Annotated in this window: 9 protein-coding genes and 4 pseudogenes; 12 read left to right on the top strand and 1 reads right to left on the bottom strand. The window is 61.1% G+C overall.

Features of this window, described 5'->3' with window-relative positions; all coding sequences use genetic code 11:
* The 5 genes and pseudogenes from ACFWUY_RS39170 to ACFWUY_RS39150 all read left to right on the top strand — a co-directional run.
* A pseudogene (locus ACFWUY_RS39170) lies at nucleotides 1-161 on the top strand (IS5/IS1182 family transposase); the annotation flags it as partial.
* Nucleotides 162-211: 50 nt separating this feature from the next.
* Nucleotides 212-726: pseudogene (locus ACFWUY_RS39165) on the top strand (transposase family protein); the annotation flags it as partial.
* Between the two features lie 979 nt (nucleotides 727-1705).
* Entirely contained in the window at nucleotides 1706-2218 is a 513-nt protein-coding gene (locus ACFWUY_RS39160) for an ATP-binding protein (protein ID WP_384121332.1), read from the top strand.
* Nucleotides 2219-2742: 524 nt separating this feature from the next.
* Nucleotides 2743-4167 (top strand): S8 family serine peptidase, encoded by a 1425-nt coding sequence (locus ACFWUY_RS39155; RefSeq protein WP_384121329.1) that lies wholly within the window; start codon nucleotides 2743-2745, stop codon nucleotides 4165-4167.
* An 11-nt stretch (nucleotides 4168-4178) separates the two neighbouring features.
* Nucleotides 4179-5124, top strand: a pseudogene (locus ACFWUY_RS39150) (IS5 family transposase).
* Between the two features lie 118 nt (nucleotides 5125-5242).
* Here ACFWUY_RS39150 and ACFWUY_RS39145 read toward each other — a convergent pair.
* Complete coding sequence (locus ACFWUY_RS39145) at nucleotides 5243-6133, bottom strand: GNAT family N-acetyltransferase (RefSeq protein WP_384121325.1); 891 nt, start codon at nucleotides 6131-6133, stop codon at nucleotides 5243-5245.
* A 495-nt stretch (nucleotides 6134-6628) separates the two neighbouring features.
* Between ACFWUY_RS39145 and ACFWUY_RS39140 the strand changes: the two genes are divergently transcribed.
* The 7 genes and pseudogenes from ACFWUY_RS39140 (at nucleotide 6629) to ACFWUY_RS39110 (ending at nucleotide 10689) form a co-directional block, all read left to right on the top strand.
* On the top strand, nucleotides 6629-6928 hold the full coding sequence (locus ACFWUY_RS39140) for a transposase (protein WP_384121322.1): 300 nt from the start codon (nucleotides 6629-6631) through the stop codon (nucleotides 6926-6928).
* Nucleotides 6925-7236: an IS3 family transposase gene (locus ACFWUY_RS39135; protein ID WP_384121319.1), complete on the top strand. Its 312-nt coding sequence runs from the start codon at nucleotides 6925-6927 to the stop codon at nucleotides 7234-7236. The genes ACFWUY_RS39140 and ACFWUY_RS39135 overlap by 4 nt, the downstream gene beginning before the upstream one ends.
* Entirely contained in the window at nucleotides 7233-7562 is a 330-nt protein-coding gene (locus ACFWUY_RS39130) for a hypothetical protein (RefSeq protein WP_384121315.1), read from the top strand. Before ACFWUY_RS39135 ends, ACFWUY_RS39130 begins: the two co-directional genes overlap by 4 nt.
* A gap of 251 nt (nucleotides 7563-7813) precedes the next feature.
* A pseudogene (locus ACFWUY_RS39125) lies at nucleotides 7814-7981 on the top strand (IS701 family transposase); the annotation flags it as partial.
* A gap of 592 nt (nucleotides 7982-8573) precedes the next feature.
* Entirely contained in the window at nucleotides 8574-8915 is a 342-nt protein-coding gene (locus tag ACFWUY_RS39120; protein WP_384121312.1) for an Lsr2 family protein, read from the top strand.
* Between the two features lie 356 nt (nucleotides 8916-9271).
* Complete coding sequence (locus tag ACFWUY_RS39115) at nucleotides 9272-9916, top strand: GNAT family N-acetyltransferase (protein WP_384121309.1); 645 nt, start codon at nucleotides 9272-9274, stop codon at nucleotides 9914-9916.
* Nucleotides 9907-10689 (top strand): methyltransferase domain-containing protein, encoded by a 783-nt coding sequence (locus ACFWUY_RS39110; RefSeq protein WP_384121307.1) that lies wholly within the window; start codon nucleotides 9907-9909, stop codon nucleotides 10687-10689. Before ACFWUY_RS39115 ends, ACFWUY_RS39110 begins: the two co-directional genes overlap by 10 nt.
* The last annotated feature ends 602 nt before the right edge of the window (nucleotides 10690-11291 follow it).

The following is an 11291-nucleotide window of genomic DNA, read 5'->3' as shown; positions in this document are numbered from 1 at the left end:
ACGACTATGGCAAACTCCGGCGCTGCACCGAGAAGAACGGCCAGGTCGTGGACTTCTACCTCTACCTCGCCGCCACCCTGGTCACGCTCCGTATGCTCATCAGACGATCGGCGAACCGGTACCGCTGGGACAACCGGCCCACCACCCGACGCCTCAAGTGATCCATTTGCCGGTCGGTCTTACCTTTGCACTTCAACTCGTACGCCGACAACCGGGCCTGCATGAGGCCCTGACCGGCCTGGGCGAGGGCGACCACGTGATCGTGGACGGCACCCTGATCCCCACCGACCGCATCGCCGCCGACGAGCCGTCCTACTCGCAGAAACACCGCAAGCACGGCATGAACGTACAGGTCATCGCCCGCCCCGACGGCACACCGCTGTGGTTCTCCCGCGCGACACCCGGCCGCACCCACGATCTGACCGCGGCCCGCGCCCACAGCCGTCGTCCAGGCCTGCCTGACCCGACAGATCCTCGTCCTCGCGGACCGCGCCTACCAGGATGCCGGCGCCACCGTCCGCACCCCGTCCTACCACCACCGCGAACAGCCCGAGCACTACCAGCAGTTCAACCGCAACCACGCCCGACTGTGGGCTCTGGGAGAACGGGCCGTCGCACAGCTGAAGTCCTGGCGAATCCTCCGACGAGCCCGATGCTCCACCTGCCGTATCAGTACCATCCGTTCAGGCCGTTCGCACGCTGTTGACCTGCGGCTATTCAGGATGAAAACTGAGCGTTTTCAGCTGTTGCACGGAAGGGTGAAACCCCGTCTGATGCTGACGGTCCCCAGGCCAGCCGGATCACGCCTGTTGCCCTTGGCCGCCGCCACGGTTCTGTCACCCGATCGATGGCCAATCTGAAAGAGCTCACCGTATACACGGTGATGGGGGGATTGAGTTGGTATTCGATGAGATCAAGTCCCACCAGCAGGACAGGGTGGTCGTGAGATCCCAGACACCGGACGGGGTCCGTCAGGAGATCTTCGCCCATCTGATCGCCCGCCCCGCGATCCGGGACCTCTTGAGTGAGGGCGGCCCGCCTTGTCCAGAGCCCCGCCGAGCGGATGTCGTTCGTCCGGGCCCTGCATGTTGTCTACCGGTCGGTGATCGCGCCGTCCGACTTTTCCCTCGGCCCTCGGCGTGACCGCCGGCTCGGTTCCGCCAAGATCGAGGTAGCTCTGTTGCCGCGATGACGGTCACGCAACTGCCCTTGGCAGGATCAAGTCGTCCATCACACCATTCGCCAGCAAAACACCCGACGAACCCGCCAGCAGCCAGCGCCCTTTGACCGTTGTCACGCTCAACCACCAATGACACGACCACCAGCACAATGGCATCGCTGTTCATGAACCAGGGATGGTGTCACCGGGCCAGAAGCATCGATGGACCGCTGATGGGGGGCGGTGAGGTCTGCCTGGACCACATGGAGGGTCGCCGGAGGCGGGTGCCGTCGACGACGATCTGTGCTCGGCCCCGTGTGAAGGCGACGTCTGCCTCGTGCTGTCGGCTGGAGATGGTGACCTTGAGCATTGCGTTTGATCGGCCAGCAGACACCTGGTCACGATTAGGGGTACCGGATTAGGCAGTGCTTGCTCAGGTGGTGCAGCAGCCTTTAGGGGAAGTTGGTTCGTGCAGGGAGGAAGCTCCAGGCTTACCAGGATCACTCCCCCGCCCGAGCCAGGAACGCATATTCGGAAGTGATCGAAATGTATGCCATCTCTCTCGACAGCTCGAAGGGCCACACCGGTGGTGCAGCAGCGTGCCGGGAGCCTGGACTCTCCTCGGTTCATGGTGGTCATGGTGTGCAGGTTCCGTCGCCGCACAGGCCTTCAGATAACGATGTGACACACCCGCTTGAACATCAGCCGGAGGCAGTTGGCGCTGCAAGGCACACCGTTCATCCAGTGCTGCATAAATGGCAGTTGAGCGCAGAGGCATGCGATGCAGTGTTGCTGGTCGTCTCTGAGTTGGTCACCAATGCCGTCGAGCATGCGCAGCCGCCACTTACTCTCCATCTGCACCGCGAGCCCACGGGAAGCAAGGTCTGGGTCGGAGTCACCGACGGCGGCCCAGCCTGCCAGGAAGGCACGTGGACGTCCTCGTGTACCGATGATGAACACGGCCGGGGAATGATCATTGTCGAGGCACTCGCCGATGCTCACGGAAACCGAGCCCATCCCGGCGGAACCACACACTGGGCACGACTCTCTGCTGCCTAAACCACACGACTTCCGGTCTGTACAGTCGATTCTCTCCCGAAAATGGGGTAAGAAGTGCGATGCAGCCGCTGGCTCTAAGCCGCAGAGGCAGGAAAGTCCTTGATCACGTTCGGTAGAACGGTCCCAGCTTGTCAGTGATGTTCGTCCAAGTACCAGTACTCGTTGAGTGTTTGGTTGCGGGCTGCGCTCAGTGCCGTCGAACACGACCTTCTCAGCCCCCAGCGGCCCGTTGGATTGGTGCATGTACGTCGGTGCCCGAGAGGTCTGGGGCCGGAGCACATTCATCAGACTCCTACGCGACCAGATAAAGATCTCCTCGTCTGGCTCCTGAACGATCAATTCGATGAACGGCAGCGGGTTCAATGGCTGACGTGCAGACCTCATCAACGTTGGCGTGGGCTTGGGCCCTCTGTGAGTCACCGCCACCGCTGGAACTGGCCCCCGGGCCAACCGAGTGCCAGTTAGCTTAATAAACATACTTCGGTGTGGCTAGAACAGAGCACCCCCTTGAAAGGGCCATCCAGATGAGACGCAACCAGAGTCGGCGGGGAACCGCCGCCACACTCGTATTGCTCTCGGCGGCGGTCTCCGTCACGGCCGCAGTTGGCACTTCGACGGCAGCTGCGCCGACTGAAGGGCAGATTTTGGGTTCAGGCAACCCCACCGCGATCGCCGGGTCATACATCGTGGTCTTCAAAGACTCCGCTGTGCCGCAGTCCAAGGTAGATGCGAAGGCGCATGACCTGGCAGGCCGGCACGGGGGCATGATCAAACGCCAATACCGCCACGCACTGCGCGGCATGGAAGTCCAGATGACCGAAACCCAGGCCAAGCAGCTGGCCGCGGACCCGTCGGTCAAGTATGTCGAGCAGAACGCGAAGGTGTCCGCTGCGGGCTCGCAGACCAATCCGGAGTCGTGGGGCCTGGATCGAATCGACCAGCGTAATCTGCCACTAGACAACTCCTACATCTACTCCAACACCGCCAGCAACGTGCGTACTTATATTATCGACTCGGGTATCCGACTCACTCACAATGAGTTCGGCGGCCGGGCCACCTGGGGCATCAACGCCACGGGGGACGGCATTGATACCGACTGCAACGGGCACGGCACTCATGTGGCCGGCGTCGCCGCTGGTGCAACCTACGGGGTGGCTAAGGGCGCCCAGTTGACTGCGGTGAAGGTGCTCGGCTGCGACAACTGGGGCACCGAGGCGGGGGTCATTGCGGGTGTCGACTGGGTGACCGGCGACCATGACCCCGGTGAGTTGGCCGTGGCCAACATGAGCATCCAGAGCGCCCACTCCCAGGCAATCAACAACTCGGTCACCGCTTCGATCGCCGACGGGGTCACCTACGCGGTTGCAGCGGGCAACGCCAATCAGGGCGCCTGCACCATTTCCCCGGCGGGCACCCCGAACGCCATCACGGTCGGCGCGTCCGATCAGTCTGACCGGCGCGCTGGCTACTCCAATTGGGGTGCCTGTCTGGACTTGTTTGCGCCGGGTGATTGGATCCTCTCTGCGTTCCACTACGACGATGACAATGCGGGCCGCGGAAACGGAACTTCAGCGGCATCCCCTCATGTCGCCGGTGTCGCAGCACATGTCCTGTCGGCGAACCCCTCGTTCACCCCCCAGCAGGTACGTGACAGGGTGGTCAACGGAGCCACCAACGGTGCGCTCACCGATGTCGGCAGTTTGTCGCCCAATAAACTACTTTTCGCAGGCTTGGGCGATGTCGCGGTGCCGGATGTGCGCAGTGCGGAACGGGAGAACGCGATCAGCGTCCTAGCTGCTGCCAACCTGGCGGTCGTGGAGAAGACAGTGATCGACACCTCGTGCAGCTACATCGGCCAGGTGATGGCACAGTCGCCGACTGCGGGAACGGTGGTGCCCAGTGGATCTGTCGTCACCATCACGGTTGGAAAGCCGGGCAAGTTCTGCTGAGTCTGAGTCCACTGAACGGTGACGGCCTGCGGGAGGGGGTTTGCTGGGCTGGGAAAGATGGAGCTTTTCTGCCCCCCCTGCCTCGCGGTGGTACGCGCGGAGGCCGCTGGAGTGATCACCGTAGGGTGATCAACGGGGTGTTCTACCGGGTACGGACGGGTGTCCAGTGGCGGGACCTGCCGGAACGGTTCGGTCCGTGGGAGACCGTCTATAAACGACATCGTCGCTGGTCAGCGGACGGGGCCTGGATGATACTGCTGTCCCGTATCCAGGCTGCCGAGGACGCCGCGGGCCGGATCGACTGGGAGGTGTCGGTCAACTCGACCGCGGTGCGGGCCCACCAGCACGCCGCCGGCGCGCGGAAAACGCCGGCGGCCGCGGGCCCTCAAAAGGGGAACACCGCAGGGACGAACCGGGTCGATCCGGTGCCGCGGAAACTCGCCGTCCGACTGACGGAGGTAGTCCGCTCAGCGAGTGCCTGGGACGTTCCCGAGGCGGATTCACCACCAAGATCCACCTCGCCGCCGAAGGACGCTGCCGGCCCCTCGCCCTGGTCCTGACTCCGGGCCACTACGGCGACGGCCCCCAACTCCGGCACGTGCTGGAGCAGGCCCGCGTCCCCCGCGCCAGAGCCGGGCGGCCCCACACCCGGCCCGACCGTGTCCTGGCCGACAAGGCCTACACGTCCCGAAAGAACCGCGGCTACCTGCGGCAACGCGGCATCCGGCACACCATCCCCGAACGCCTCGACCAGCAAAGACACCGCAAGAACCGAGGTTCCCGAGGCGGCCGGCCCACCGGCTTCGACAGCGAGCGCTACAAGAAACGCAACGCCGTCGAACACGCCATCAACCGCCTCAAGGGCTTCCGCGCGGTCGCCACCCGCTACGAGAAACGCGCCTACATCTACTCGGCACCGTCACCCTCGCAGCCCTCATCATCTGGCTCCGAACATGATCCAAGAAACAGTCCATAAAACGTCACGTCGTGATCGCACATGCCGCAGGTCCTACTGGCCATCTACAGCGAACTGCCGTAAGCCCTTCAGGATATGTGAACATGCCCACCCAGGCTATCAACGTGACTGTGGATCATCGATCCCGGAATTCTGGTAACGCGCTCGGCGGGCGATAGTGGCGAATCCCAATTCTTTTGCAAAGCTCATCGATGCATCGTTGTTTATATTAACGTCCACAAATGCCTCGCGTTCACCGGTTGCAGCCATGCGACTCAGAGCACTTGTTGCCAATGCACGTGAAACTCCGCGTCGCCGCCATTGTGGTACACAGCCAGCCTGGATAAGGAACCCATCGGCGACCGTCACAAATCCGATTGGATCGCCCGTGGGGCGGCGAGCCACCAGTGACTGACCTGGGCGAAACGAATCATCTACTGTCCACTGCACCCACTGGTCCTGAGTCCAGTCAGGGAAGCCAGGGCGGTCTGCGAATGATCCCCTGTACGCTTCGTAGAAGGCACCTTGATTCTCCGTCTCCCAACATTCGAGTACCAAATCGAGCGGGAGATCCACGGTGGGCGGCCGCTGACTAAGATCGCAGCGCATGACATCCTCTGCGAAGGTCTGCCTGAACCCTCGCGAGCGAAGCAGCGCATCACCCGTAGCTGAGAGTGACTCAGTTTCCAACTCCACCCCGGGTGACCTGCGCCGAGCCTCATCAACCAGCAGCTTCAGGAGGCTGGATGCCAAACCGCGACCACGATGCCTCGGATCTATAAATCCCGTAATAATGGAGAGCTCACCGGAGGGGCGCACAGAGCCTGCGCCCACCAGCAAGTTCTCACTGAAGGCGCCGTATGCCAGAACACCTTCGCCTGAGTACCTTTTCTTCAAAAACCCTTCTGACACTGTCTCCTTCAACCCCCCATCGAATGCGAGGCAGCGCGATGCCAGGTCGACGACCTCCGGAAGGATTCCGACGGAAATGATTTGCCATTCTGTCGACATTTCTACCGCATTTCACCATGAGCTTGACATGAGTATCTGGCGAACTTTGTCCAGGAAACCGTGCTTGTTCCACTGCGATACTCCCGCAGGCTTCCTTCGCATGCAGAGAGACTCCCAGCATGACAATCCACCAGGAAGGGTGGTCCTCGCTGCTCCCCTCCCCATGAGGGGAGCAGCGAGGACGCTCCGGCCAGGTCACGGGGGGGGGACCACCGGAGGGTGCCAGCGCACAGAGGCGTAGCGCTGCACGCAGTCAGAGTTGATCACGTGGGTGGCGGATCCGGCATGAGTAAAAATGGCTCAACGCACCCGCCCTTGCCTGCTTGAGTGCTGAAACAAGCTTCCCGCACCCCCAGTTGCCCTCAGATACGCCCCCGGAAGCCTGACAACTTTGCCTGCCAGGCCTGACTACGCAGGACAACCTGAACTGAAGTTCCCCCGTTGATGTGGACGCCTGGACACTGGGACGTGTGAGCCCAGGGAAAGCAGTGCCAGGTGGGAAGTAAGTACACGAAGCGGTACACGGCGGAGTTCAAGCGGGACGCGGTCGCGCTGGTCGACTCCAGCGGCCGGACGGTGACGGAGGTCGCCCGGGAGCTGGGGGTGAGTCCGGAGTCGCTGCGCGGCTGGTACAAGCGAGCCAAGGCCGACCGCGGCGAGGGCCGGCCCGGCGAGCTGACGATCGTGGAGCGCGAAGAGCTGAAGCGCCTGCGGAAGCTCGCCGCCGAGCAGGCCCGGACGATCGAGGTCTTGCGAAAAGCCGCGGTCTTCTTCGCGAAGGAGAGCGACCGGTGAGCGAGACATACGCGTTCATCGAGGCGGAGAAGACCACCCACCCCGTCGCTTTCCTGTGCCGGCTGCTGAAAGTGAACCGTTCCTCTTTCTACGCCTGGCTCACCGGAGCCCAGATCCGCGCTGTCCGGCGGGCCGCCGACGAGGCCCTGGCTCACGAGATCACCGTGATTCACATCGCTTTGAAGCACACCTACGGTGCCCCGCGTATCCATGCTGAGCTGAGCAGACTCGGGCGGCGGATCAACCGGAAACGTGTCGAGCGGGTCATGTGCGAGCACGGCGTCACCGGCCACACCCGGCGCAAGTGACGGAGTCTGACCCGGCAGGCGAGAAAAGCCGGGCCCGCCGCGGACCTGCTGGGCCGGGACTTCGCCGGGACTTCACGGCCCAGGTGCCGGGCACCAGGCTGGTCGGCGACATCACCTACATCCCGACCGGCGAGGGCTGGCTCTACCTCGCCACCTGGGCTGGTGTGCTGAGCGTTGTGGTCGGTGTGCATAACCGCGTCGGTGAGGCTGGCACGGGTCCGTTCAGTGGCGGCCAGGGCATCGGTGAGGGGCTCGGTGCGCAGGTGATGCGCGATCGCCCAGCCGCCAGGCGGTGTGAGGCGAGGTTGATGATGGTGGTCAGGTAGCAGAGCTTTCCTTTCGGCTGGGGGGTAGGTGATGTCGCCGGTGTCCTTGGTGTGCGGCTTGCTTGCGGTGAAGTCGTGGCCGATCAGGTCTGGGGCTTTCGTCGTGGCCGGGTGCGGAGTCGTGGTGCGGTGCCTGTGGCGCAGCCGCAGTCTGGCCAGGCCGATGCTCCGGATCACGCGGGCGATCCGCGTGTGGTGGACGCGCCAGCCGTCGTCGCGAAGCCCGGCCGTGAGCCTGGGGACCGGATGTCACCGTCTCCGAACTGGCCCGGGTGACCGGGGCCCGGTGGGCCATCGAGGAGTGCTTTCAGGCCGCGAAGAACGAATGCGGCCTGAACCAGTACGAAGTTCGCCGCTACACCGGCTGGATGCGACACGTTGCCCTTGTCATGCTTGCCCACGTCTTCCTCACGGCGATGGTGGTCCAGGCAGCAGGGGGGCACAGAAACGATTCTTCCCTGGTTCCGCTCACCGTGGCAGAAGCCCGTCGGATCCTGGCAACTTGCGCACCCCGACCACCCCTTCGCACCCATGTAATGAACTGGTCGCAGTGGAGACGCAGGCGCCAAGCCATCGCCAAAGAATGCCACTACCGACGCCGGTGGCCACTCGTTGGAGCGATAGTCCGACAAGACCATTCCCGACCCGCACCCAGCCAACTACACTACTCGTGAAGCCTCTGACCAGGTAAGATAGCGAAACGCTGCTGGAGTACTAGGTCAAGGATGACAGTCGAGCGCTGTGTAGTCTGTCCGAATCTCGAATGCTTGCCGCAGTGGGCAGCGTTTGGTGCCCACTGGGCGAAGAGGAATGGAGTTACCCGGCGCTGCTCGATCCGATGTTTCAGGAGCCACTGCCGCCGCTGGATTTAGCGGCGGAGGGCTCCCTCAGCCGAGATGTCCTGGGCTGACGGGTCAACCAGACGGTTCAAATGCTCCTTATGGGAGGATTCCGGCTTCCGATCGACTTATCACTGTGGCCTGGACAAGGAACGAGTGCTAAATTTTTCCTATGGCACAGAAGACCGTTGTTACCTACGTTGATGACCTTACTGGCGAGGAATCCTCCGAGATCAGCACCTACACCATTCTCGTAAATGGTGTAGGTGTCGAGATTGATCTAGCCCCGGACAGCTACGATCTTCTCCTCGAGGCGCTGGAACCGTTCCTTACGGCGGCGGAAGCGCGTCGTGTACGCGGCGAGAGGCGACCGAAGAACCGCAGGGCGCAAGGCACCAGCAGTGGTCCCAGCTCTGCTGACATCAGGGCCTGGGCTAAGGAGCAGGGCCATGACGTGAACGACCGTGGCAGGGTTTCTGCAGATCTGCGGTCGGCGTACGAAGCAGCCCACTGACACCAAACCCTCTGTCACGCAGATCTCCACCAAACAGATTGGCCTGCACTCCATGTGCAGGCCAATTGGCGTTTTGGGCTGTGTGATAGCGATCACGCTGAGTGACCTTCCTCCAACTGGTGGAGCAGAAGGCCTGTTGAGCACAGAATACTCACAGTGGAGAGGGAGGAATGTGCTGTTCTAGTCACGGTGGTTCCTCACATCTCTAGGTAGCTAAGTATCCGGCTGATTTCTGGCGGTTCTCTGCTTATCCCGCTTGACGGACTGACACCGACTGCCTATCGTGCGGTCGGCGCCTCTCGTATCTGGCGGAGTTATTGGCCCTGAATGTCGAAACGACCAGCCAGGAGTACTAGGTGGACGATTATCAAACGCCCATCGACAGGATTGCCCTTCGTGAGTTTTCTGCGGACGATCAGGAAATAATGTGCCGCATCTGGGGGGATTCCAGAGTGGCGAAGCATACTGCCTTCGATACCATGTCAGCCGACCAAGTCGCAGCCACTCTGGAGCAGGCGGCTGCAGATGCCCGGAAGGTGCCCCGGGAAACGTACACGCTCGCGGTTTCTGACGCTATTTCCGGAGAAGCGATAGGGAGTGTTTCGCTTGTCTTAGGTCCAGAAGAAAGTGGCTATGGGAGGTGGCTAACAATAAAGCCTTCTCTTTGGTCGTCTGGGATTGGCCGAGCTGCAGTTGCCCTATTTCTTGAATTGGCATTTCGCGACCTGTCTCTGCATCGCGTTTGGTGCGTCACCACACTGAATAATCCTACTGCTGGGGCATCCCTAGAGGCTGCTGGATTTACCAGGGATGGCGTGATTCGCGATTTCTGCCGGAAGGGGGGAGAGTGGTGTACAGTTCATCACTATTCGATACTGAATTACGAGTGGCGCAAGTCATTTCGCGATAGAGGTAATAGGCTTGAGCTCGCCACATTGTCCAGACCTCGTGAGTCAAATCCCGAAGGAACCGAAGGAAAGCAGGGCGAAAAATGTCCATAAATTCGTCTGACTTCTCCCGTGTGGATGACAGCGGAAGTTCCGATGGTCTTGTCCGCTACCTAGCGGAGGTCGAAGGGATGCCTGCTGCGGAAGCAGTCAGGCGACAAACTTACAAACTACTCAAGGGGGCCTATGGTCGGGGAGTAGACGTGGGTTGCGGGCCTGGGCGGGCCGTTTCGGAACTATCATCACTCGGTTACACCGTATGCGGAATCGATGTGAGTCATAGGATGGTGGAGGCGGCTCGGCTGCGCTATCCAAACGAGGACTTCTCGGTCGGCGAGGCTTATTCGATGGATTTCGATAACGAATCCTTGGGCTGGTATCGCGCAGAGCGAATGTATTTGCATCTTGACCGTCCAGATCATGCCCTCCTCGAAGCATTTCGCGTCCTTGCACCTGGGGGTCGAGTGGTTCTCGCGGACCCATGTTTGGACGGCATAGTGGTCGACGCTGAGAATATAGAATTGACGCGCAATGTTCTGAGAGCTCTGGTTACCTCTGTACCTAACCCGAGTGCAGGAATTCGATCACGTGGACTCATGAAAGCCGCCGGATTCGTGGATGTGTCAGTTAATGCGCTGCCGGTGATTTCGGTAGACATGTCCTTTGAAGATGTATTTTTCTTGCCTGCGCTTGGAGCCGCGGTAGAGCAAGGTCTGCTGGATGATGCGGCAGCTGAAGAGTGGCTGGCTGGGCTGAAGCGGAAATCTGAGGATGATAGGTTCACCATGTCCTTCACGGTATTCGTCACCAGTGGGCTTCGTCCGTAGTCCTGCATCCTCTTCAAAAAAACCTGGGAACCAAACCCAAAAGGAATCTCTATCTAGGTCGCACGGAATAGCAAGCCCTTGAGATCTAGACCCTTAGATAACTGCTTGCGCAGCTTCTATCAAAGGGGTATCTACGCAAGCCTACGATCGGCAGCGTTAGATGGAGACGATGCCAAAGCCAGATGCGTTCAAGCGTCCTACTAAAGGTGCACCAGGCGGGCCCATGAGCAGCAGGACCATCCGGGATAAGGATTTTTTGTACGGCTTAGATGCACGACCGACGTATGGCTATGGTATGGATTCTGATCCTCCTATCGGAGTCGTTCGTAGGATATTTGGCCGGTGAGTGCGCCGTGGGAGCGATCGTATTTGTAACACTCCTCCCACTCCTGGAGTTTTGGGATTGAACAGGTTGAAGCCGTCGATGACCTGTCCCTCCAGGAGGCGGGAGGACTTTTCGGATTCGATGCGGTGAGACCGCTCGACCTTGCCGTTCAACCACGGTACTTACTGAGGTTGAACTCGTGGAGTCGTAGGGGGTGACGGTTCGTCGTCCGTGCGGTATCACCGGGGCATGCGGTATCCACAAGGGGGCGGGCTGA

It is taken from the genome of Streptomyces sp. NPDC058664 (genome assembly GCF_042716635.1).
Lineage (GTDB): Bacteria > Actinomycetota > Actinomycetes > Streptomycetales > Streptomycetaceae > Streptomyces.
This window is presented reverse-complemented; position numbering and strand designations above follow the sequence as displayed.

Excerpts from the sequence above, each read along its gene's own strand:
- ACFWUY_RS39160 (WP_384121332.1), top strand. The coding sequence starts at position 1,706 with ATGTATGCCATCTCTCTCGACAGCTCGAAGGGCCACACCGGTGGTGCA.
- ACFWUY_RS39155 (WP_384121329.1), top strand. The coding sequence starts at position 2,743 with ATGAGACGCAACCAGAGTCGGCGGGGAACCGCCGCCACACTCGTATTG.
- ACFWUY_RS39145 (WP_384121325.1), bottom strand. The coding sequence starts at position 6,133 with ATGTCGACAGAATGGCAAATCATTTCCGTCGGAATCCTTCCGGAGGTC.
- ACFWUY_RS39120 (WP_384121312.1), top strand. The coding sequence starts at position 8,574 with ATGGCACAGAAGACCGTTGTTACCTACGTTGATGACCTTACTGGCGAG.
- ACFWUY_RS39110 (WP_384121307.1), top strand. The coding sequence starts at position 9,907 with ATGTCCATAAATTCGTCTGACTTCTCCCGTGTGGATGACAGCGGAAGT.